Origin of the sequence: Halorubrum sp. Hd13 (genome assembly GCF_002252755.1) — an archaeon.
Lineage (GTDB): Archaea > Halobacteriota > Halobacteria > Halobacteriales > Haloferacaceae > Halorubrum.
The window spans coordinates 46,399-67,996 of the sequence record NZ_NHOY01000013.1 but is presented as its reverse complement, the minus strand read 5'-3'; the positions used below and the strand labels follow the sequence as shown (position 1 = coordinate 67,996).

The 21,598-nt window shown below is 67.2% G+C and carries 18 protein-coding genes and 1 pseudogene; 6 read left to right on the top strand and 13 right to left on the bottom strand.

Annotated features, from left to right (window positions below):
* Positions 1 to 1,105 (top strand): annotated as a pseudogene (locus DJ81_RS19030) (hypothetical protein); the annotation flags it as partial.
* 177 nt (positions 1,106 to 1,282) lie between these two features.
* The gene (locus tag DJ81_RS18605) at positions 1,283 to 1,483 is read left to right on the top strand and encodes a ribbon-helix-helix protein, CopG family (protein WP_141212505.1); all 201 of its coding nucleotides are present in this window, start codon (positions 1,283 to 1,285) and stop codon (positions 1,481 to 1,483) included.
* A 211-nt stretch (positions 1,484 to 1,694) separates the two neighbouring features.
* On the opposite strand, the gene DJ81_RS01930 is transcribed toward DJ81_RS18605, so the two are convergent.
* The 8 genes from DJ81_RS01930 to DJ81_RS01895 all read right to left on the bottom strand — a co-directional run bounded on the left by DJ81_RS01930 (position 1,695) and on the right by DJ81_RS01895 (position 12,036).
* Entirely contained in the window at positions 1,695 to 3,470 is a 1,776-nt protein-coding gene (locus tag DJ81_RS01930) for an asparagine synthase-related protein (protein ID WP_212589814.1), read from the bottom strand.
* Positions 3,471 to 3,504: 34 nt separating this feature from the next.
* Positions 3,505 to 5,328, bottom strand: coding sequence for a glutamine--fructose-6-phosphate transaminase (isomerizing) (glmS, locus tag DJ81_RS01925; protein WP_094525763.1), 1,824 nt, complete (start codon positions 5,326 to 5,328; stop codon positions 3,505 to 3,507).
* Positions 5,329 to 5,547: 219 nt separating this feature from the next.
* Positions 5,548 to 6,498 (bottom strand): glycosyltransferase family 4 protein, encoded by a 951-nt coding sequence (locus DJ81_RS01920; RefSeq protein ID WP_094588172.1) that lies wholly within the window; start codon positions 6,496 to 6,498, stop codon positions 5,548 to 5,550.
* On the bottom strand, positions 6,495 to 7,532 hold the full coding sequence (locus DJ81_RS01915; RefSeq protein ID WP_094525765.1) for a DUF354 domain-containing protein: 1,038 nt from the start codon (positions 7,530 to 7,532) through the stop codon (positions 6,495 to 6,497). Before DJ81_RS01915 ends, DJ81_RS01920 begins: the two co-directional genes overlap by 4 nt.
* A gap of 70 nt (positions 7,533 to 7,602) precedes the next feature.
* The gene (locus tag DJ81_RS01910; RefSeq protein ID WP_094525766.1) at positions 7,603 to 8,988 is read right to left on the bottom strand and encodes a nucleotide sugar dehydrogenase; all 1,386 of its coding nucleotides are present in this window, start codon (positions 8,986 to 8,988) and stop codon (positions 7,603 to 7,605) included.
* A 1-nt stretch (position 8,989) separates the two neighbouring features.
* Entirely contained in the window at positions 8,990 to 9,577 is a 588-nt protein-coding gene (locus tag DJ81_RS01905) for an acyltransferase (RefSeq protein ID WP_094525789.1), read from the bottom strand.
* A gap of 375 nt (positions 9,578 to 9,952) precedes the next feature.
* A complete protein-coding gene (locus tag DJ81_RS01900; protein ID WP_094525767.1) occupies positions 9,953 to 10,930 on the bottom strand; it encodes a Gfo/Idh/MocA family protein in 978 nt (325 codons plus the stop codon).
* Complete coding sequence (locus DJ81_RS01895) at positions 10,927 to 12,036, bottom strand: DegT/DnrJ/EryC1/StrS aminotransferase family protein (RefSeq protein WP_094557773.1); 1,110 nt, start codon at positions 12,034 to 12,036, stop codon at positions 10,927 to 10,929. Before DJ81_RS01895 ends, DJ81_RS01900 begins: the two co-directional genes overlap by 4 nt.
* A gap of 725 nt (positions 12,037 to 12,761) precedes the next feature.
* Between DJ81_RS01895 and DJ81_RS01890 the strand changes: the two genes are divergently transcribed.
* Entirely contained in the window at positions 12,762 to 13,424 is a 663-nt protein-coding gene (locus DJ81_RS01890; RefSeq protein WP_094588170.1) for a hypothetical protein, read from the top strand.
* Between the two features lie 165 nt (positions 13,425 to 13,589).
* Here the strand turns inward: DJ81_RS01890 and DJ81_RS01885 are convergent, their stop codons facing one another.
* Entirely contained in the window at positions 13,590 to 13,895 is a 306-nt protein-coding gene (locus DJ81_RS01885) for a GYD domain-containing protein (RefSeq protein ID WP_094527395.1), read from the bottom strand.
* Between the two features lie 765 nt (positions 13,896 to 14,660).
* Here DJ81_RS01885 and DJ81_RS01880 point away from each other — a divergent pair.
* A complete protein-coding gene (locus tag DJ81_RS01880) occupies positions 14,661 to 15,827 on the top strand; it encodes a helix-turn-helix domain-containing protein (RefSeq protein WP_094588168.1) in 1,167 nt (388 codons plus the stop codon).
* Between the two features lie 122 nt (positions 15,828 to 15,949).
* Positions 15,950 to 16,264 (top strand): helix-turn-helix transcriptional regulator, encoded by a 315-nt coding sequence (locus DJ81_RS01875; protein ID WP_094525772.1) that lies wholly within the window; start codon positions 15,950 to 15,952, stop codon positions 16,262 to 16,264.
* 120 nt (positions 16,265 to 16,384) lie between these two features.
* On the opposite strand, the gene DJ81_RS01870 is transcribed toward DJ81_RS01875, so the two are convergent.
* From DJ81_RS01870 to DJ81_RS01855, 4 genes are all read right to left on the bottom strand, one after another.
* The gene (locus DJ81_RS01870; RefSeq protein ID WP_094588166.1) at positions 16,385 to 17,944 is read right to left on the bottom strand and encodes an alkaline phosphatase family protein; all 1,560 of its coding nucleotides are present in this window, start codon (positions 17,942 to 17,944) and stop codon (positions 16,385 to 16,387) included.
* A 190-nt stretch (positions 17,945 to 18,134) separates the two neighbouring features.
* Positions 18,135 to 18,323 carry a hypothetical protein gene (locus DJ81_RS01865; RefSeq protein WP_094525774.1) on the bottom strand — a complete coding sequence of 63 codons (189 nt, stop codon included), beginning with the start codon at positions 18,321 to 18,323 and terminating at the stop codon, positions 18,135 to 18,137.
* A 140-nt stretch (positions 18,324 to 18,463) separates the two neighbouring features.
* The gene (locus DJ81_RS01860) at positions 18,464 to 19,237 is read right to left on the bottom strand and encodes a hypothetical protein (protein WP_094588164.1); all 774 of its coding nucleotides are present in this window, start codon (positions 19,235 to 19,237) and stop codon (positions 18,464 to 18,466) included.
* Positions 19,234 to 20,067: an LpxD N-terminal domain-containing protein gene (locus DJ81_RS01855; protein ID WP_094525776.1), complete on the bottom strand. Its 834-nt coding sequence runs from the start codon at positions 20,065 to 20,067 to the stop codon at positions 19,234 to 19,236. The genes DJ81_RS01860 and DJ81_RS01855 overlap by 4 nt, the downstream gene beginning before the upstream one ends.
* A gap of 340 nt (positions 20,068 to 20,407) precedes the next feature.
* Between DJ81_RS01855 and DJ81_RS01850 the strand changes: the two genes are divergently transcribed.
* Positions 20,408 to 21,487 carry a glycosyltransferase family 2 protein gene (locus DJ81_RS01850; RefSeq protein WP_094527399.1) on the top strand — a complete coding sequence of 360 codons (1,080 nt, stop codon included), beginning with the start codon at positions 20,408 to 20,410 and terminating at the stop codon, positions 21,485 to 21,487.
* The last annotated feature ends 111 nt before the right edge of the window (positions 21,488 to 21,598 follow it).

Genomic DNA, 21,598 nt, shown 5'->3' with positions numbered 1-21,598 from the left:
CGACAGCCAGACCAACGGTGGAAACGACAACAGCGACGACAGCCAGACCACCGACAGCGACGACAGCCAGACCAACGGTGGAAACGACAACAGCGACGACAGCCAGACCACCGACAGCGACGACAGCCAAACCAATGATGGCGGAAATAGTAACGCCGGTAGCCGGAACAGCGGTGACGGAAACACCGATGACGGCGGAGACGGGGACACTCGCCCCGCCGAATTCAACGTGACCGGGCTCAACGCCCCCGAGGACGCGACGGTCGGCGAAACGGTCTCCGTCGAGTACACCGTCGCCAACGACGGCGGATCCGACGGCTCGACCGACGTCGATCTCTCGTTCGGCGACGAACAGGTCCAGTCGGACTCCGTCAGCGTGGACGCCGGCGAGCAGGAGACGTCTCGACATACGGTCAACACGAGCAGATACGACCCCGGAACGCGCCGGGTCGTCGTCGACACTGGCGACGACACGCGTGAGATTCAAATCGAACTGACGGAGAACGACACAGATGACGGAAACGCGACGGACAATGTAACCACGACCGACGGCGAAAACGCGACAGACGGCGGAAACACGACTGATAGCGGGAACACGACTGATAGCGGAAGCGCGACAGACGGCGGAAACACGACTGATAGCGGAAGCGCGACAGACGGCGGAAACACGACTGATAGCGGAAGCGCGACAGACGGCGGAAACACGACTGATAGCGGAAACGCGACCGATGGCGGAAGCGCGACAGACGATGTGAATGCGACCGACGGAGGAAACACGACTGATAGCGGGAACGCGACCGATGGCGGAAACGCGACTGATGGCGAAAACGCGACGGACGATGTAACCACGACCGATGGCGGAAACGCGACCGATGGCGGGAATACGACGGACAATGGGAATGCGACTGACGGCGGAAATGCGACCGACGGCGGAAATGCGACCGACGGCGGAAATGCGACCGACGGCGGAAACGCGACCGATGACGGGAATACGACGGACGATGACGGGAATACGACGGACGATGACGGAACCACGAGCGACGACGGTGGAATTCTCGGAACAGACCTCTTCGCCCCGCTAGCCTCCCCGCTATCAACTGCCTAAAAGACGGTGAGAGCGGGCGATACGCCCGATCGCAACTCCGGGGAGGCGAGCGAAAACGGTGCGGCGTCTTGCCACGGCGAGCGTGTCATAGAAGAGTTCTCATGGTTTGTTGAATCAGCTCTAACTAATTGAAAGCGCCGTACACTTGGTGCACGTTGTTCTTAGATTGTCGTAGCTATGACGAAAGAGAAGTTCGGAGTCGCTGTTGATGAGGAAATCGTGCGAGAAGTGGATGAACTGGTCGCTGAGTGTGACGATCTCGGAATCAACCGCTCCGAGATCGTCGAAGCCATCCTCACAGCATTCGTTCAATCCGAGACAAACCACGTTGAACGGGTGCGAGAAATCATTATTCGGAAACGAAAAGGCACACTCTAACCGGTTTTAAACGTCGTGCACCTAGTGCACGCAACTCTAAGTCAGTAAACCGCTATAATAGTAATCAAACTGACTGTAGTATGGGAAGAGTTCTATGACACGCTCACGGCTGCTATCCTGTCACGACCACTGGGCGATCGGGTTCGGACGGGCGTCTCCGCTCTGGGAACGACGTCGCACGGAGGTCGAGAGGCGGTCCGGAGGCGTCGCCTCAGTCCAGGCTGAACAGCGATTCCGGATCGTGATCGGTCCCCGTCGCGCACTCGAGCCACACGAGCGCGTCGTTGATCCGGAGCTTGATCCGCGGCGGTAATCGGTGTACGTCAGGTGAGTCCGGAAAGAGCCGCTCGTCCATCCCGGCGGCGGCGTAAATCTCGTCTCGGTCGGGCCACGGCGTTCCCGGCGCGTCGACGCCCGGGAGGGTTCGCCTGAGGAACCCCTCTATCTGGTTCAGCATGTACGACTCGTGGGGCCGGTCCGGCGGTCGATGCCTCAGGATATCGTCGTCGATGAGCCCCAGCGCCCGCTGGAACGTCTCCCCGTTCCGGTGCTCTGGCGGCGTCGAGAGGTGCCAGTCGAGTATCTCCGCGTCGGCCGCGATGAGGCTCTCGACGTGGTTGTCGGCGATCTGCGTTCGGAAGGGGAGCGCCGGCGTGAGCTGGATTCCGAGCATCGCCATCGCGTTCAACGTCGAGTCGCACCGCTGGCCGTAGCTCTGGATGGCGGTCGTGACCGACTCCTCGAACAGCTCGTCGACGGTCCCGTCCCAGTCATCGCCGCCCGCGAGCGGCGCCCCGTCGCCCCAGAAGCCGAGCCGCGTCCGGTAGTGGTCGACCGGGTCGGGATCCGACTCCAGCCCCCCGATCGGGAGCGAGTGACCGACGGCGTCGATCGTGCGGGACGGGACGTAGTGGTCGCGCAACACGGTGTCGAGGAACAGCCCGTGGTACATCTTCGGCGGCGTGAGCGCGTCGCGGTTGCCGCGGTGGTGGATGTGGAGCGATTCCCGTATCCCGCCGGTGTACCGGACGACGTCCGAGTCGGCGTCGAGGTAGCGGTCCGTCACCGGCAGGAGTTCGTGGTCGACGCCGTACTGCGTCGCGACCTCCCGGGCGACTCGCACTTCGGGCGCCGTGGGCGTCCCGAGGGTGTAGCTGACGTCGATGTCCGACACCGTCGCGAGCAGCAGCCGCGAGTCGTAGCCCGCGCTCGCCAGCGCACCCGCGGACGCGCCGTCGCCGTCGCGACGGGCGACCGCACGCTCCAGCCGTTCCGCGAGGTCAGCCGCGTGGTCCGCCTGCGAGCCGTCGCGCGGTCGATACACGAAGCGTTCCAGTTCCGTCGTCGACCGCTCGCCGAGCGCGGCGTCGAAGGGGACCCGCCGCAGTCGTTCGAGCAGCGTCCTGTTCTCGAAGCTCACGCCGAAGTGGACGAACTGGTTCAGCGCGCGGTCGTCGATCGACGGGTCCTCGACGAGCCGCGCGACGCCGACCGGGTCGGTTCCGAACGCCCGGTACCCGTCTCGGTCCGTGACGTAACACTCCACGGACCGGAGGAGGTCCGGGGCGATCGCAGCGGTCCCGTCGTGCTCCACGGCGACGAGATAGGCGCCGTTGAGCTCGTCGAACGCGTCCGTCCCGACGGCCGCGAACCGTTCGTAGACCCACTCGGCCGCGTCGATATCCGTCGACTCGGGCGGGAACAGCTCGCCCCAGACGACACAGCAGCCGTCCGGGCCCTCGTACACGTGACACCGTTCGCGGTGGCGGCCCTCGCTCCCGCGGAGGCCGATCGTCACCGTCTCGCCGGCGACGACCCTGTCGAACTCCGTCGCCGGCCGACTCGCGTCGAGGCGTTCGCGATCGCCGAAGACGCCGAACAGCTCGTCGTTCATCAGCCCCGATTCGCTCGGTGACGAGGTGGTTCCCGGTCGGGACCGGGCCGGTTCGTCGTCCGACGGGGGCGTTTCGACTGTGGCGTCGGTCATCGGTCGCATCTCGCGGTCGTGTCGGTGCTCACTGTTAGTTGACCGTCACGCTCTTCGCGAGGTTGCGCGGCTTGTCGATCGGGCGATCCAGTAGCTTCGCGGAGTAGTACGAGACGAGCTGGAGCATGACGTTCGCCAGCAGGCCGTTGAGGTCCGGGTGCGTCGACGGGACGCGAACGACTTCGTCGGCGAAGTCGACGTCGATCCCCTCGCCCGCGACGGCGATCACGTGCGCGCCCCGCGACTGGGCTTCCGTCGCGTTGATGCGGGTCCGCTCGTCGTTCTCTCCGGTGAAGAGGGCGAACACCGGGACGCCGTGGGTCACGAGCGCCAGCGGGCCGTGCTTCAACTCGCCGGAGGTGAACCCCTCGGCGTGTTCGTAGGTGATCTCTTTGTACTTCAGCGCGCCTTCGAGCGCGACTGGGTACGCGAGTCCGTGGCCGATGAAGAAGTACTCCTCCTGATCGGTGTACCGCTCGCAGAGATCGGTGACGCGCGAGGTGGACACGACGTCGTCGATCTGCCCAGGGAGCCGGGAGAGCGCCGCCACGAACTCCTGCGTGTCGTCTCGCGGGGTCGCGCCATCGATGTCGGCCGCGAACTCCTCGGCGAGCATCGCGAGCGTGACGACCTGCGAGGAGAACGTCTTGGTCGCCGCGACGCCGATCTCCGGACCGGCCCGGATGTACACCGTCGAATCCGCCTCCCGCGAGACGGTCGATCCGACGACGTTCGTGACGGCGAACGTCCGGGCTCCGTCGCGTTTCGCGGCGTTGAGTGCGGCGAGCGTGTCCGCCGTCTCGCCGCTCTGCGTGACCGCGATGACCAGCGTTTCCTCGTCTTTCGGGACGGTGTCCCCGTACTGGCTCGCCCGGTACGACGTCGCTCGGATGCCCCTTTTGTTCAGGATCCTCGCGCCGTACATCGCGGCGTGGTACGACGTTCCACAGGCGACCAAGTGGACCTCCTGAACGTCGGCGAACGACCCGTCCGGGAACGACTCGAACTCGATCATCCCGCCGTCCGGATCGGCCCGCCCTTCCAAGGTGTCGGCGAGGGAGGTCGGCTGCTCTTCGATCTCCTTGATCATGAAGTGATCGTACCCTCCCTTGCCGGTCTCGCCCGCGCTCCACTCGACCGTCTCGACCGGTCTCTCCCGCTCCGTCCCGCCCCGTTCGAGGAACGAGTAGCCGTCCGGGGAGACGGTGAGAACGTCGCCGTCTTGGAGGTACACCACCTGATCGGTGTGTTCGAGAAACGCGGGCACGTCGCTCGCGAGGTAGTAGCCGCCCGCCTCGGCGTCGTCGCCGATCCCGAGCACGAGCGGGGAGCCTTCCCGCGCCGCGTATACGGTCTCTGACCCCTCGATCAGGACGGCGATAGCGTAGCTCCCCGCTATCCGGTCTACCGTCTTCCGGAACGCCGTCTCGGGGCCGTCACCCCGGTCGAGGTACCGTTCGATGAGGTGGGCGACGACCTCGGTGTCCGTGTCGCTGGTGAACCGGTATCCGCGGCCGCGGCACTCCTCTCGGAGGGTCTCGTAGTTGGAGATGATCCCGTTGTGGACCACCGCGACGTCCTCAGACCCGCTCGTGTGCGGGTGGGCGTTCTCGTCGGTCGGCGGCCCGTGGGTGCTCCAGCGCGTGTGCCCGACGGACATCTCCCCATCGGGGAGCCCGCGGGAGAACCGCTCTTCGAGGTCGCTGATCTTCCCGGCGCGCTTGCGCACTGCGATGCCCTCGGCCGTGCTGACGGCCACCCCGGCGGAGTCGTACCCCCTGTACTCGAGGTTCTTGAGGCCGCTCAGAACGCGGTCGGCCGAGTCGTCGACCCCCACGCACCCGATGATACCGCACATCTCAGTGCTCACCCCTTCGGACGGGAGGCGTTCGACGTTCGTCGCGGGCTGTCGTCGTTCTCGAGCCGGGCGCTCGAGCGGTGTCCGACGTCGGCTCATTGGAGACTGCCATGCGTACCACGGCCTATCGGTGTTATCGGGGATTACTATCGAGAGGCTAAGCGGGCGACTTTCGGTCGTTCGAAATCGTTCGCTCGGACGCCGCCCGCCCGGAATCGCTTACTCGGACGATAACCGAGCGCCGTCGGTCGCGAGAAGGGCGCTGTAGATCGAGTGCAGATCGGTCGCCATACGCTCCGCCGTATGCGCTCTCACGCGCTCGCGGCCGTTCGATCGGCCGGCGGACCGGAGCGTCGCGTCGAGCGCGTCGGCCAGTTCGTCGTCGGTGTCGGCGACGTGGCTGTTCTCCACGTCGGCGAGCGTCTCGGCCGCGAACCCGACGTCGGTCGAAACGACCGGCACGTTACAGGCGGCCGCTTCGCGGACGACCATCGGACCGCTCTCGCGCTCGGAGGTAACGAGGAGGACGTCACAGGCGTTCATGAGGTAGGGCATCTCTTCGTACTCGCGCCCGTGGATCGCCTTGACCTCGGCGTTCACCACGGCCTCGGAGACGACCCGCTGTGCGCGTTCGAAGTCCTTCACGTCCCGGTCCGTGTCGTACGGGAAGAGGACGAACCGCTTCGACTGGTCCCACCCGAGCCGTTTCCGCGCCTGGGTCCGGTCGATGGGCCTGAACAGCTCGAGGTCGACGCCGAACGGGACGACCTCGTGGTCGCAGTCCAACCGCCGAGAGACGGCTTCATTCGGGGCGATGACGGCGTCGCTGTGTCGAGCGGCGAATCGGGTGACCCGGTCGAGCCGGTTCGAGTATCCCATCACTTCCGACCCCCACAGCGTCAACACGACCGGGCGAACCGGCTGTGCGAGCGCGAGCGGCCCGACAAGCCCGTAGTTCGCGTGGACCAGATCGTACGACCCGCTCGCCTCGGCGAGGACGTCGCCGTACGTCTCCGCGTACGCGCGGATCCCGCGGGGGTCGCCCTCGGCGGCGTCGCCGCGGACGACGAGCGTCGTGCAGTCGACGCCGCGTTCCTCCAGCGCGTCGACCTGCTGGGTGAAAAACGCCTCCTCGGACGACGCCAGCTGCAGGACGCTGAGGTCCGTCACGCCGGCACCCCCTCCACGCCGAGTGCCCGCAGTATCGAGCGGTGCGGGTCCGTCTTCTCGTCGAGCAGGCGGTCACGCCGCGCCTCGAAGTCATGGTCCTCGTCACCGTTCAAGACGCGTTCCGCCGTCTCGATCGCCCGGTCGTGTCGGAACGAGCCCTGACAGTTGTACAGCAGCCCGTATCGCGCCTCGAGCTCGTCGGTGTACCCCATCCGGAGCGTGTTGACGTACACCGCGGGCGTGCCGAGCACGGCGCTCTCGGCCGCCATCGTCGCCCCCTCACCGAGATACACGTCCGCGTGCGCGAGCAGGTGGTGGACCTCCTCCGGCGGGACGTCGAGGGCGCGATCGTCGAGATCGCTCGACGTCTGCACCTCCGAGGTCACCCGGACCTGCGCGCCGGCCGCCTCCAGCCGTTCGACGACGTCGGTCACGTCGGCCATCCCCCCGGCGCCGACGTCGTGCATCGCGTCCCAGTCGGTGAGCCGGACGACCGCGAGCGGCTCGGCGGGGTCGACTCCCGCCGCCTCCGGCACGCTCGGGTCCGGGTCGAACCGGTTCGGATGCAGGTACGCGAGTTCGTGATAGCCCGCGTATCGGGCGTGTTTGGGGCCGAAATCCCGATGGAAACAGTCCGGCGTGTGGATCGCGTCGGCGAACGGCCTCGTGAGCGCGTTCGACAGTCTCGCGTGTTCGGTGTCGGTGAACGCGACGGTTCTGGCGCCGGCCACCGTCCCCGCGTGGGACGCGGAGAGGCCGCCGATACCCGTCACGACGTCCGGGCGAAACCGGAGCAGTCGACGGAGCAGTCGGGATTCGAACAGCAGCTGCGACGTCACGAGACCCCCCATCGACCCGTTTGCGGTGTCGGTCAGCACGGTGTGCTCGATGCCGAACGCGTCGAGCAGCGCGGTCGTTATCTCCGAGTCGCGAACGTAGACCCGCGTCTCGTGGGCGGTCGGTTCGAGCGCCTCGATGACGTGCCGGTAGAAATGCACGTGCGGCGGTCGTTGGATCGTCACGGCGATCTTCATGCTTCCCCCGCCGGGACGGTCGTCCCGCCGCGATCGGTCGCGCTCCGACGGGCTCGGGAGGCCGTCGAGCTCATAACCGTCGGTACTCGTAGCCGGCCCGGCCGATCTCGTCCCTATCGGCGACGCCGTCCACGTCGACGAACACCGGGTCCGAATTGAGCGATTCGGCCACCCGCTCGTAGTCGAGATCGGCGAAGGCGTCGTGCGGGGTCGCCAGCACGATACCGTCGAAGTCGTCGAACGAGCCCAGGGTCGCCGTCTCGGTCCCGAACGCGTCGGCGATCACCTCGTCGTCGACCACCGGGTCACAGACCGCGCAGTCGACGTCGTACTCGCCGAGCGCGGCGACGAGGCTCTTCACTTCCGACGTTCGAATATCGCCAACGTTCGGTTTGTACGCGGCTCCCAGGATCAGCAGCCGGGCGTCCCTCGGGACCGTTCCCACCGCGTTGAACGCCTTGACCGTGACCTCCGCGACGTGTTTCGGCATGTACTCGTTGACCTCCCGTCCCTGGAAGATGAGCTTCGGAGAGAACCCGGCCCGCTCGGAGCCGTGGGCGAGGTAGAGCGGGTCGACCGGGATGCAGTGGCCGCCGACGAGGCCGGGACTGTAGTCGTGGAAGTTCCACTTGGTCGCGGCGGCGTCGATCACCTCGCTCGTGTCGAGGCCGAGGTGGTCGCAGATGATGGCCATCTCGTTCATCAGGGCGATGTTGAGGTCGCGCTGGACGTTCTCGAGCACCTTCGCCGCCTCGGCGGTCTCGATCGAGGGCGCCCGGTAGACCCCGGCGTCCACGGCGGAGTCGTACAGGGCGGCGAGCTCCTCGAGCGACCTCGCGGTGTCGGCGCTCACGATCTTGACCGCCTCCTGCAGCGTTCGCCCCTGATCCCCGGGCGAGAGCCGCTCCGGCGAGTAGCCGACGTGAAACTCGTCGCCGAGCGTGAACCCGGAACCCTCCTCCACGATCGGCGCCACGGTGTCCCGCGTGACGCCGGGGTACACCGTCGACTCCAACACGATCGTCGTGTCCTCGCTCACGTGTTCGGCGACGGTCTCCGCCGCGCTCCTGACGAACGCGAGCTCGGGGTTCTGCCCGCTGTCGAGCGGTGTCGGAACGGTGATGAGGACGTAGTCGGCGTCGCGGATCGCCGTCGGGTCGTCGGTGAACCGGATCTGGCTGTCGGCGATCCGGTCGTCTCCCAGCTCCTCCGTGGGGTCGCGGTCGTTCCGGAACTCCGCGACTCGGTCCGGGTCGATATCGTAGCCGACGATGTCGTACCCCTGCTCGTCGAACGCGACCGCGAGCGGGACGCCGACGTAGCCGAGCCCGACGACACACACCGTCGCGGACTCGACGTCGGGCGCGCGGTCGGCCGTCGACCGCTCGTCCGCGGCGCGTTCGACGACGCCGTCGGCGTAGCTTCGCTCGCGGCTCGTGGAAGGCGTCTGGTACATGTTACACCGAGTTCCGCTGCCGGAGTGCGTTCGGAAGCGGTTCCGTGTCCGCCGGGCTGCCGACGGCGAGCTCCTCGGCGCCCACGTCGTCCGTGACGACGGCGCCGGCGGCGACGAACGCGTCCTCCCCGACGGTGACGCCCGGAAGAACGGTCGCGTTCGCCCCCACGCTGACGCCGTCTTCGAGAGTCGGTCCCTCGAGGTCGGTCTCCGCTCGCACCGGGTACGGGTCGTTCGTGAGGACCGCGTGCGGACCGACGAAGACGTCGTCGCCGATCGTCGTCTCCGACGGGACGTACGCCCCGGTCTGGATGCTCACGTCCGACCCGACCGTCGTCCGCCCGTCGATCACGGCCTTCGTCCCGAGGAGGACGTCGTCGCCGATCCGGGTCTCCTCGCGGACGAGCGCGTCGTGACCCGTCTGAAACCGGTCGCCGACGACCACGTCGGCGTAGACGACCGTCCCCGACCGAACGGTCGCTCCGTCGCCGATAACCGCGGGCGGCGCGGACTCGTCGTGGACGTAGCCGACGAGACGGGGATCGTCGATCGCGACGTCGTCGCCGAGCACGACGTTGGGTTCGCTCATCCGATCCGGGTCGTCGCGCGGTCGGTCTGAGTCGTCGCGTATCCAGTCAGGCTCGTCGCGTATCTGGTTTGGCTGGTCGCGTCTCCGGTCTGGCTCGTCGCGCATCCGCTCGGGTTCGTCACGCATCCGGTCACCGCTCGTCCGCCGATCGGCGGATGTACACGAGGAGCGTGACGGTGACGAGGGCGATACCCGCGGCGACTGCTGATTTCGAAGGCATACTCGTCACACCCTTCCCCGTGACGGGGGATTATTATGGGGGCCCATAGGTCAGTCGCGAGTCGGCGAATCGCGCTTACGAGTGTCGTAAGGGCCCGCCGCGAGACTTCTCCGCGACGCGGTCGTATCGGTCGCCGAAGGGGTCCCGGCTCGGGCTCACGCCGTCCGTTCGATCTCGAACTCCTCGACGGGCGTGCCGATACCGTCGATCCGCTGGGCGAGTTCGACGGCGCGCAGCCCGTCTTCCCCGGTAACGAGCGGCTCCTCGTCCTCCCGGACGGCCGCGATGAACGACGAGAGCTCCTCTTTCAGCGGCTCGTGGCGTTCGACGACGAGGTTCTCGACGACCGTCTCGTGACGGTAGTTGACGGAGCCGGTGTCTCGGACGTACTCCGGGACCGAGCGCCGGCAAATCTCGATCGATTGGTCGATGAAGTCGACCTCGATCTTCCGGTCCGCGCCGGAGACGACGAGCTCGCGGATCTTCTCCTGCGTCACTCTGCTGGCGGTCAGCGTACCGATCGCGCCGGACTCGGACCTGACCGTCGCGGTCGCGTACTCCCCGTCGCCCGTGCTCGCCGCCGCGACCTCTGCCGGTTCGTCGAGGATCTGTAAGAGCAGGTCGATGTCGTGGATCATGAGGTCCATCACGACCGAGTCGTCGATCGCCCGGTCCGGCGGCGGTCCGAGCCGACGGGCCTCGACGGCGCGGATCTCGACGTCCGGAAGCAGGGTGAACAGCTCTCGGACCGCCGGGTTGAACCGCTCGATCTGCCCGACCTGGACCGTGACGCCCCGCTCGTCGGCGTACTCGAGGAGGGAGCGTCCCCGGTCGACGTGTTCGACGAACGGTTTCTCCACGAGCACGTCGACGCCGGCGTCGATACACTCGCGCACCGCCTGGAAGTGGTACTCCGTCGGGACGGCCACGGTGACGACGTCGGCGGCGGACAGGAGCTCCGCGAACGACAGCGCCCGACTCCCGTACTCCGTCGCGACGCGCTCGGCGCGCTCCGAATCGACGTCGTGAACGCCGACCAGCTCGGCCCCCGCGAGTTCGTCGTACGCGCGAACGTGGTTCTGTCCCATGCTGCCGGCCCCGATGACGCCGGCTCGGACGCGGTCGGGGCTCATCGGGGCCCCTCCGGCCCGTCGGCCGAAAGCGCCCGGTCGATCGCCTCGGCGATCGCCTCGATATCCGACGCGGACACCTTCGGATGAACCGGAAGCGACAGCACTTCTCCGGTCGCTCGCTCCGCGACGGGTGCGCTCGCGTCGACCCCCGAGTAGCTCTCCAGCTCGTGGAGCACCGTCGGGTAGTAGACGCCCGACTCGATCCCCGCCTCTTCGAGCGCGTGCCGGAGCCGCTCGCGATCGCTCGTGCGCACGGTGTACTGGTGGTAGGCGTGTCGGCGTTCCGCGGGCTCGGTCGGCGTCGTCACCGGCGTCTCCGCCAGCCGGTCCGTGAGGCGGGCGGCGTTCGCCCTGCGCCGTTCGACGAACTCGGGGAGCTTCTCGAGTTGCGCCCGGCCGATCGCCGCGGCGAGGTTCGTCATCCGGAAGTTGTGCCCCAGCGTCGCGTGTTCGTACGACCCGTCTCCCCTGCCGTGGTCGATGAAGCGGCGGACCCGGTCGGCGACGTCGGCGCTGTCCGTCGTCACCATGCCGCCCTCCCCGGTCGTCATGTTCTTCGTGGGGTAAAACGAGAAACACCCCGCGTCGCCGATCGCGCCGACGGGCCGCCCGTCGTACGTCGCCCCGTGCGCCTGCGCGGCGTCCTCCACCAACGCGGCGTCGTGGGCGTCGGCGATCTCGCGGAGCCGTCCGAGGTCGGCGGGCAACCCGTACAGGTGGACGGCGAGGATCGCGTCGACGTCGCCGCCTTCCGACCGGATCGCCGCCTCGACCGCGTCGGGGTCGAGGTTGTACGTCTCCGGGTCGACGTCCGCGAACACCGGCGTCGCTCCCGTGAACCGGATCGCGTTCGCCGTCGCCACGAAGGAGAGCGGCGTCGTCACGACGGCCGACCCGTCGCCGACGCCGACGGCTCTGAGGGCGGCGTGAAGCGCGGCCGTCCCGTTCGCGGTGGCCACCGCCCGGTCGACGTCACAGTGCTCCGCGAACGCCGATTCGAACGCGCGGACCTCGTTGCCGTCCGCCAGTTGGCCCGAGGCGAGCACCGATTCGAGGCGTTCGCGCTCGGCCGTTCCGACGGACGGATCGGCGATCGGCACCGTCATCTGACCGGTCCCGGCGAGCCGCGGTCCAGTCGATCCATCGGCACGGTAGTCGCAGCGGTCGTCGCAAACATCGGTAGGATGATCTCTCGGAGCCACACCGCATTATTATCGGTCAGGTAACCGCTTCCCCCCGTCTGCGGGCAGTTTCGCGGTCGACGGGTCGGGATCGCGCCTCGATCCCCCGGCCACCGGCCGGCGTCACCGACCGACGTCGCCGGCGGCCGTTTCCGTTCTGAGCGACGCGCACTCCGGTGACGAGCGTCGGGAGCGCTCCGGTCGGCCCGCACGCGCCCCTGTCGCCCGCACGCGCTCCGGTCGGCCCGCATGTCCCCCCTCGCCCGCACGCGCCCCGGCACGGGCGGACACCGGCATTACGCCGGTCCCGGTCCGGGGCCGGCGCCCGACCTATCGCCGACCCGAGAGGCGGGCCGCCGGTCCGTGGCTTAGGCCGATCCCAACCGCCAGATACCGCGTGGGATTACACCGCTACTACTGTAATGATAGACGGTCGATACTGTTCGGAACAAAATCGCGGGACGTGACGACTCCGTCCGGTCTCGACAATATATCTCCGCGTACGTGTTCGTGAGACGAATCGGCTGCGCAACCTTATCGAGTTGACTGAAACTCGGTGAAAAGGTGAGTAAGATGGCGTAATCCTCCACAAATGTATCTCCCTTTTTTCTATCTGTAGATAATTGTATCCAGTTGAGGTCGAGACAGAGATGAAAGCAGCATCTAAATCAGACGGCGAACCGACACCCTCGGAACCGGACCAAGAGACCGACGACGACGTGTCCGTCGACTCGCTTCCGGGTATCGAGGACGCCGGTTCCGACACGGAACCGCTCGAATTAGACGACGTGTTTCACGTCCTACAGAACGAGCGTCGGCGGAACGTCCTCCGCTACTTGGACGACGTCGACGACGTCATCGAGATGCGGGACATGGCCGTTCAGATCGCGGCGTGGGAGAACGACACGACGGTACAGCGGCTGCACTCGGACCAACGCCAGCGCGTGTACATCGCGCTGTACCAGTCTCACCTCCCGAAGCTGGACGACTTGGGGCTCATCGACTACAACAAACCGCGCGGCTACGTCGAGCCTCGGCCGCGGCTCGACCGGGTACAGCGGTACCTGAATCCGGAGCCGCCGACCGAGAGCGCACCGACCGAGACGACCGCGACCTCGGCGGAAAACGAGCGGCGCGAGACGTTCCTCAAGACCGCGGGCGGCGCCGGGCTCTTGGTGGCCGCCGGCTGGGCCGGGCTACTGACACCGCTGCTCTCGGGACTCTCCGTCGCGACCGTCGTGCTCGCGATATTCGTCGGCACGGTCGCGTACGCGTACCGCTCCGAACTCGTTCCGTCATCCGCCGAGAACTGAAGGGCGACCGAGAACCGCGCAGAGACCGAGACCCGCCGAGAACTGAACGACGACCGACGCCAGCCGAGCGACGACGACTCTTTGTTCCGCGGGAGCGACCGGACGCGGCGAGCGGACCGAACGGCGGTGTCCGATGCGACGCTCCGTGCCAGTCGCCGCTCCGACTCAGAGGTCCTCGACGAGTTCACCGAACGCCTCTGTCGGGACCACCTCCATCGACTGGACGTCGAGGCCGTGCCGCTCCATGATCAGCGAGGCCTTGAAACAGACGTCCCGGCTCGGTGCGTCCAGCAAGACGAGGAAGTCGTGTTCGCCGAGGACCGCGTACGAGTGAGTGACCTCGGCACCGACGTCCGTACACTCCCGTCGTATCGGTCCCCAGATCGCGGCGAGCTCTTGGGGATTCTGAACGTCAGTCGTCCGGATGTCCGCGAGGAGCGCGTACTCCGTGAATTCGTTCTGCTGTGGCATCGACTCATCTCGACGGTCCCGAGGCTAAGTTATGAGGCCGTTAACTCCCTCACCGCCCGCCTCGGTCCCGAGCGACCGCTTCTGACGCGAGAGCGTCGCAGCCGCGGCCCGGTGCGACGAGCGCCCACTCGGCTTCCGAGGTTCACTGACCGTCAGAGGGCCCGTCCGTGGGAGCCCGAGCCTTACGTCATACGTAACGGGCTTCGGGCCGCGTCCCGAGCCGCGGCCGGTCGCCTGAGGAGCGTCATAATAATACAGACGGGCGACGATTCTCGCCCGAATGGGACTTTCTGAAACGAACGAAGTCTGCGACACTCTCAGAGGCGACGTCACCTCCGTTCCCGCCTCTCTCCGCGCTTCCGCGCTCCCGGCACTCCGCGTCGCTCACGACGCGTTCGGTCACGGCCCGCGGACGGCGGGCGGTCGCGTCGCGTTCGACGACGGTCGGTTCCGCGCTCGTCCGAGTCGTCCCGCGACGGTGCGCGACGGTATCTCCGAGGGAAACATTAATTTAGGCACAACGAACTACCTCAAATCAACGAGAAAGTGTGTTCTGGAGACCTCTCAAAATCACCCCGATGGCCACACGTGAATACGCATCGTCCCCGCTCCGTCTCATGCCCGAGTCGCCGCCGAACGCCCGGCGGCTCCGACCGAGCGCTCGGCGGCTACGACCGATCGCCTCGCGACTGAGAGCCCCGTTCACAGGTCGTGCGAGCAGGGGACGGCGCCGATCGTCCGCCGCGGGCCGCGGGGCCTGAGATCATGAGCGAGACTGGCGAGATCGGCCGAACCGCCGTCGTTTGCCTCGTTTTCGTCGCGCTGGTGTGCTCGGGCGCGATGGCCGGGGTCGGTCAGGCGTCGCTGGCTGAGGACGCGACCTCGGGACCTGCCCAGACCGACTCTGGCGGTGCCGCGATCCAGAACGTGACCCTCGAGGGCGACGGTTACATCGAGTCGCAGTACGAGACGATCGACGACCACCCGGGCCCCCCGTTCGTCTGGCAGGAGGAGGGGCTCCGATTGAACGTCACCGTCGCGTCCGGCAACGACAGCGGGTCGTTCGATCTCTGTGGACGGGGGTTCAGGGAGGGCGGTGACTCGTCGGTCTCGTTCGACTGCGTGGAGGTCGAACTCTCCACCGACTCCACCCGAACCGTCCGCCTCTCCACTGACTCCTGGCCGAGTAACGCGACCGGGAATCACACCGTCCTCATGGAGCTGTCCGACCCGGGCCTCGACGAGAACGACGTCGTCGACGAAGCGACCCTTCAGGTGAGGGTGATCGAGAAGGAGGGCGACCTCACCGGCGACGGACTGACGAACGCGGAGGAGTTCAAACACGGGACGGACATCACGACCCCCGACACGTCGGACAACGGACTGACCGACTGGGAGGAGGTGAAGAAGTACGGAACGAACCCGCTGGTCCGCGACACGACGGGCGACGGCGTCAACGACGCGACGCTCGTTCGGTTGGGACTCGATCCGACCGAGCCGTACCTGCTCCACCGGATTCTGGCCGCGGTGCTCCTCGGTCTGATAGCGATCGGCTGGGTGGGCGTGATGGCGGTCCGTAGATACGGAGGCGGAGGAGCGGGCGCGAGCGGCCAGTCCGACGGCTCGGGCACCGACGGCCCCGGGCCGGATCGGGACTCGGCCGACGAGACGACCGGCGGGGATCCGTCGCCGATCGACCAGTCGATCCTGACGAACGAGGAGGTCGTCTGTCGGCTGCTCAAGCGTAACGACGGGCGAATGCGACAGAGCGAGATCATCGAGTCGACGGAGTGGTCGAAGGCGAAAGTGAGCCGCGTGCTGTCGGACTTAGAGGAGGAGGAGGTCGTCAAACGCGTCAGGATCGGTCGCGAGAACGTCGTGGATCTCCAGTCCGACGTCGACGGCCTCGAGCTCTCGGACCAACAGGAGTAGCGATCCGACCGGAACGGCCGAAGCGGCTCGCGGCGCTTCGGCGTCGCGGTCGCTTACGTGGGTTCTAAGTTCCGTAACGATGTCGACGAAGTAAATGCCTGACCCGCGTACGACGAGTACGGATGATGGACTTGACCGCGTTTCAACGCGATCTCCTGTTCACGACCTTCGGGTTGGAGGAGCCGAAGGGGGTCGAAGTGAAAGAGGCCGTCGAGCGGTACTACGGGTCGGACGTCCTGCACGGCCGGCTCTACCCGAACCTCGATGCACTCGTCGAGAAGGGCCTCGTGGAGAAGGGTAGTCACGACCACAGAACGAACAAGTACATGCTCACGGAGCGGGGGAAACAGCAGCTCAAATCGCGGATCGAGTGGGAGCTTTCGAACGTCCCAGACGGAATAAAAACCGGGATCAGGTCGCTCCCCGAACGGCAGTGACGGCGGTTCCGGCGATCGACCCTCAACCCGCGGCGACGGCGAGCGGCCACGACCCGGACGGCGAGCGGCCACAGCTTGCGGCGACGGCGAGCGGCCACGGCCTGCGGCGACGGCGAGCGGCTACGGTAGCGTCGTCCCGTCCACAGCGGGATACGGAGCGGTTCCGGTGTCCGACACCATCGGGAGCACCGTCCCGTCCATCCGGTCGCTGTACGGGACGCCCATCGCCGCCATGACCGTGGGAGCGACGTCGAAAATGTGTGCGTTGTTGACCGCCGCGTCGGGCGCAACGCCGTCGCCCGCGGCGATCAGGACCCCCTCGAGCTTGTGGTTCCAGGGCTCGGTCGGTGGGCCGAACTGGTCTCCGAGGAGCTGCGCCGACAGGAACTCGGAGAAGTCCCGCGGGACAGTGACGATGTCGACCGCGTCCTCAGCGAACGGCCCGCTGAAGTACCGCTCTCTGGGGGCCACCTCCTCGAAGACGGGCTTCCCGTCGGGCGTCTGCACGTCGTTGAGCTGGTCCATCAGCTCCGTTCTGACCGCCTCGTACTCCTCCCGAGCGACGACGCCGTCCGGCTCCCGCCCCTCCAGGTTGATCCGGACGCCGAGTTCGGTTCGCGCGCGCATGTACGCCGTCGACGCCTCGAAGTCGACCTGCTTGCTCGTCGCCCGAACGACGCCGTCGGGGACGTGCCGGCGGACGGCGTCGGCCATACCCACGTGCTCGAGCCGGTCGAGGAGGGCTCGGGGGTCGACACCGACGCGGCTGGCGCCGCGGGCGAGCCGCCCCGCGAGACCGGGGTCCCACGACCGGTCGGCGTCGCCGTCCCTGAGCTGGTTCCGGATCGGGTTCCACGACGGCATCCCCTTCCCCCCTTCGGAGACGTTGAGGAACTCGCGGTCGCGGAGGAACTCGTTCACTCTGAACTCGAAGTTCTCGTACTGTCCGATCCCGTGATCGCTCACCAGGAACACGCAGTCCGGGTCGCAGGCGTCGAGGATCGCGCCGATCTGTTCGTCGGTCTCCTCGTAGATGCGGCGGACGTGCTCCGGATCCCCTTCGAACTCGTGAAACACCGTGTCCGTCTTCTGGAACTGGACGAACCCCAGATCCGGGTCGAACCGGTCGGCGAGGTATCTGAACGCGTCGCCCCGCATCCGCGCGAGCCGGCGGTACTCGTCGATCTTCTCCTCGTCCGAGCGCCGTTCGTCGTCGCGGGAGTAGCGCGGGTACACCCGGTACTCTCCGATCTCGTCGACGAGTTCCTCGAAGAGCCCTTCCGGGTGGCACCGCGGCTCTTCCGGCGCCATGAACCCCGGGACGATCGCCCCGTCGATGTCGGCCGGCGGATAGGTCACCGGCGCGTTGACGACGACGCTCGATCGACCGTGGTCGTCGAGCAGTTCCCAGAGCGTCCGCGCTCGGACGTGGTCGGCCGTCGAGACCTCCCAGTCGTAGCCGTCGAACGTGACGAATCCGTACACGCCGTGCTTTCCGGGGTTCGATCCGGTGTATATCGACGGCCACGCGCTCGGCGTCCACGGCGGGATCTGCGATTCCAACTCGGTGGAGAGCCCCTCCGCGGCGAGCGCGCTGATATTGGGGATGCTGTTCGTCTCACGGAGGTCGTCGAAGACGGGGCGACAGCCGGCGTCGACGCCGATGATCAACGCCTTCATCGTGTCACCGGTGCGCTCGTCGCCGTCTCGTCGCTCGGAGTCGACCGCGACACGACGTTTCGCGAGAGGTCGAGGCCGACGCGGCGTCTGTTCTCCTCATATGTCGATCACCACCGGTGGCGTCCACTTGCTTATGCGGCAGGTAAGCGGCCGCACCGAGGGCCCGTTGAACCCCGCGTTCCGTACCCGCTCACCGCACCTCGTCGAGCGAGACGAACGAGTCGCCCCGAGCCGAGACCCACACCGTTTCTCCCGACACGTCCGTCTCGGGGAAGTGACGGAAGATGATGCACTCGTCCGGCGCGTCGTCGTTCGCCAGGATCTCGGCGACGGTATCGATCGCCCCGTACTCCGTCGTCGGGCTCGGTCGTCGGATCATCGCATTGAGACGGATCGGCACGGGCGCCTTTAATTATCCACAGAGTATCCACGCCGAAACGGTCGACGAACGGCAACACGACGACGTGGAACCGCCTCGTGGCCCGTCACGCCGGCTGGACCGTCGTCGAACGGATGGGATCAGCGATCGGCCGCCGGCTCCCTCTCGGGAAGCTCGACCGGCGGGTCGAACTTCTCGCGGAGGTGCTGGTCGGTGAGCAACCGCTCGGCGTAGCCGACGTTTTCGTCGATGCTGGACGTCACCCGCTCGGTGTACGGCAGGTCCGTCTCGCCCCACAGCCCGGGGTGCGTGAGGAGCTGTACCCGCTCCGACAGCCGCGTGTCGAACGGGTGGCTCTCGCGCCAGCGCTGTCCGGAGTCGGCCACGTACGTCGCCTCGGAGAAGAACCGCGGCTCGTACGTGGTCGCCAGTCGGTCGAACGTCCGGTCGATCACCCACTCGGGCGGACAGTGGAACGACACCGGATCGCACACGTTCTCGGCAGCGAGCGACAGCGCCGACCGCTCCGCGGTCACCCGCTCTCGGAGCTCCTCTGGCGACGGTCGGCGCGACCAGTGCTGATGGGTGCTGAAGTGAACGCCGACGTCGTGGCCCAGCGCGTCGATCTCGTCGATCACCGCGCGACAGACGGCGTCGAAGACGTTGTACAGCGGATTCGACACGAGAAAGAAGTACGTCGATCGGAACCCGAGGTCGGCCTCTATCCGACCGATCTCCAGCGCCTTCCTCGGCGAGAGGTCGACGTCGTGACGAAGCAGGAGGTCACCGTCTCCGACGTCGCCCTCGAAGGACGACGATTCGTACCCGTGGTCCGACAGCCACACCAGCGCGCGCTCGTACCAGTCGTAGGTGAACTCGACGCCGTCGAGCGCGGGCGTTTGGGAACCGCTCATTCGGCGCTCACCTTCGAGCGGTTCCGGGCGGGAGACCCGACGACCGTCTCCCCGGCCGGAACGTCGTCGAGGACCGTCGAGTTGATGCCGACCTCGGCCCCGGAGCCGATGTCCACTCCCGTCGCCACGGCCACGTGCGGCTGGATCACCGCCCCGTCCCCGACCGTCACCCGACCGGAGAAGCCGGTTCCGTACGCCACCGTGACGTTCTGGCCGATCCGGACCTGATGGGCGACGTGCACGTTTGCGCTCAGTTTGGCGTTCCGACCGATGACGGTCTCGTCGAACACCGCGCGGTCGACTGTCGCGTTCGCCCCGATTTCGGCGCCGTCCTCGATCCGGACGCGACCGCGGTGGGGTAACCTTCGAGGCACCCCCTCGTCGTCGCGCCCGAACCCGAAGCCGGGGCACCCGACGCTCGCTCCCGCCCGAATCGAGCAGTCGTCGCCGACGCGGACGTTGGCGCCGATCGCGGCGTGAGGGCCGATCCGCACCCGGTCGCCGATCTCCGCGTCGTCGTGGACCGACGCCGTCGGATGGACGCCGTCTCGGTCGAGCGGTTCCTCGGCGAGAAACTCGTTCGCCGCGACCGCGAACGCCGTCCGTGGCTCGTCGGTGACCAGTTGCGTCGTCCCCGCGACCGCACCGACGGTCTGGGGGCAGAGAACGGCGCCAGCGTCCGTTTCACGGACGTATCTGGCGTCGTCGTACACGCAGAAGGCGAGGTCGCCCTCGTTCGCGGTCGCGAGCGAGTCGACCCCCGTGACGGAGACGGGCGGTCCGACGTGCTTGGCGTCGACGTGACGGGCTATCCGCTGTGAATCGGTCATCCCGGACGGCCCTCGAACGCGGAGCGCTGATCGGCCGATCGGCACCCGACGATCGGCGACGGGCCCCTCAGCGTGCGGACGCGTCCGCACGCGGGCACCGACCCCGGCGCGGGCGACGGTAACCCGAGTGCCTGCGAGACGGACGGATCGGCACCCACTGTCTCCTGATGGTCGCTCATGATCTCGGCTTGGCCATCGAGTCGCTCCCATTTCCTTATCGCGCGGTTAATGTCGCGAGAGCGGATCGAACGGCCGATAAACCGGAGTGCTCGCGGACGTGAGAGCGGCATATCGGTCTCATAATAAAGCCGCGAACCGCCGCAGACCGACGTACCAGAGAATGTACGAGGGACACACCGTCGCCGCCGTCATCCCCGTCTACAACGAGGAACCGTTCATCGGCGAGGTCATCGAAACGCTTCCGACGTACGTCGATCGCGCGTACGTCGTCGACGACGCTTCGACCGACGACACGTGGAGCGCGATTCAGGCCCGCGCCGACGGCGGGGTCCCGGTCGATCCCTCCGCCCGAAACGGCGACGTCGACGGCTCCGACGTCGCGGCCGAAGAGTCCGGCGCTCGCGACGAGGCCGGCGGCCGCGCCGCCGCCGCCGACGGCGAGGACGGGGGATCCCCGACGGTCGTCCCGTTGCAGCACGAACGGAACAGAGGCGTCGGCGGAGCGATCAAGACGGGATACAAGCGATCGGTCGCCGACGGGACGGACATCACGGTCGTGATCGCCGGCGACGGGCAAACGGCCCCGGACGTCGTCGAGCGCATCGTCGAGCCCGTCGCGGCGGGTCGGGTCGACTACGCCAAGGGGAACAGAATGCTGACGCGCGAGGAGATGCCAGCGTTCCGGCAGATCGGAAACGCGACGCTCGCGCTGTTGACCCGGATCGCGAGCGGCTACTGGAAGGTGAACGACCCGCAGAACGGGTCGACGGCGATCTCTCTGTCGGCGCTCGAAACGCTCGAAATCGACGAACTGTACGAGGATTACGGCTTCGTCAACGACCTGCTCATCCGTCTCAACGTCCACGAGATGCGGGTCGCCGACGTCCCCCGACGGGCCGTCTACGAGGACGAAACCAGCCACATCTCGTACACCTCTTTCATCCCGAAACTGTCGATCCTGCTGTTGCGAGGGTTCCTCTGGCGACTGCGAGTGAAATACCTCCAGCGCGACTTCCACCCCCTCGCGTTGTGTTATTACCTCGGGGCCGGGACGTCCGCGCTGGGGGCCGCGTCGGTCGGAGCCGACGCGCTGAGGGACGGACCGTCCAGGGGAGACGGGAGGGTCCTGTTCGCGCTCGGGTGGCTGTTCATGCTGCTCGCCATGGTGTTCGACCTGGACGAGAACCGGGACCTCCAAGAGATCGGAGCGACGGCGGAGAACGGCCGAAACGACGAGTGAGCGCCGTCATATCGCGGGAACTCGCCCGGCGTCGAACGCGCTGATCGGTGTCGAACGCGCTGATCGGCGTCGCCCTCGCGCCGCCGACCGTCCCGAAGCCGTCGGTCTGAG

Coding starts and splice junctions, on each gene's coding strand:
- DJ81_RS01885 (WP_094527395.1), bottom strand. CDS start 13,895: ATGCCACAGCAGAACGAATTCACGGAGTACGCGCTCCTCGCGGACATC.
- DJ81_RS01850 (WP_094527399.1), top strand. CDS start 20,408: ATGTACGAGGGACACACCGTCGCCGCCGTCATCCCCGTCTACAACGAG.
- DJ81_RS01855 (WP_094525776.1), bottom strand. CDS start 20,067: ATGACCGATTCACAGCGGATAGCCCGTCACGTCGACGCCAAGCACGTC.
- DJ81_RS01910 (WP_094525766.1), bottom strand. CDS start 8,988: ATGTACCAGACGCCTTCCACGAGCCGCGAGCGAAGCTACGCCGACGGC.
- DJ81_RS01860 (WP_094588164.1), bottom strand. CDS start 19,237: ATGAGCGGTTCCCAAACGCCCGCGCTCGACGGCGTCGAGTTCACCTAC.
- DJ81_RS01905 (WP_094525789.1), bottom strand. CDS start 9,577: ATGAGCGAACCCAACGTCGTGCTCGGCGACGACGTCGCGATCGACGAT.
- DJ81_RS01895 (WP_094557773.1), bottom strand. CDS start 12,036: ATGACGGTGCCGATCGCCGATCCGTCCGTCGGAACGGCCGAGCGCGAA.
- glmS (WP_094525763.1), bottom strand. CDS start 5,328: ATGTGCGGTATCATCGGGTGCGTGGGGGTCGACGACTCGGCCGACCGC.
- DJ81_RS01930 (WP_212589814.1), bottom strand. CDS start 3,470: ATGACCGACGCCACAGTCGAAACGCCCCCGTCGGACGACGAACCGGCC.
- DJ81_RS01915 (WP_094525765.1), bottom strand. CDS start 7,532: ATGAAGATCGCCGTGACGATCCAACGACCGCCGCACGTGCATTTCTAC.
- DJ81_RS18605 (WP_141212505.1), top strand. CDS start 1,283: ATGACGAAAGAGAAGTTCGGAGTCGCTGTTGATGAGGAAATCGTGCGA.
- DJ81_RS01890 (WP_094588170.1), top strand. CDS start 12,762: ATGAAAGCAGCATCTAAATCAGACGGCGAACCGACACCCTCGGAACCG.
- DJ81_RS01870 (WP_094588166.1), bottom strand. CDS start 17,944: ATGAAGGCGTTGATCATCGGCGTCGACGCCGGCTGTCGCCCCGTCTTC.
- DJ81_RS01865 (WP_094525774.1), bottom strand. CDS start 18,323: ATGATCCGACGACCGAGCCCGACGACGGAGTACGGGGCGATCGATACC.
- DJ81_RS01880 (WP_094588168.1), top strand. CDS start 14,661: ATGAGCGAGACTGGCGAGATCGGCCGAACCGCCGTCGTTTGCCTCGTT.
- DJ81_RS01900 (WP_094525767.1), bottom strand. CDS start 10,930: ATGAGCCCCGACCGCGTCCGAGCCGGCGTCATCGGGGCCGGCAGCATG.
- DJ81_RS01875 (WP_094525772.1), top strand. CDS start 15,950: ATGATGGACTTGACCGCGTTTCAACGCGATCTCCTGTTCACGACCTTC.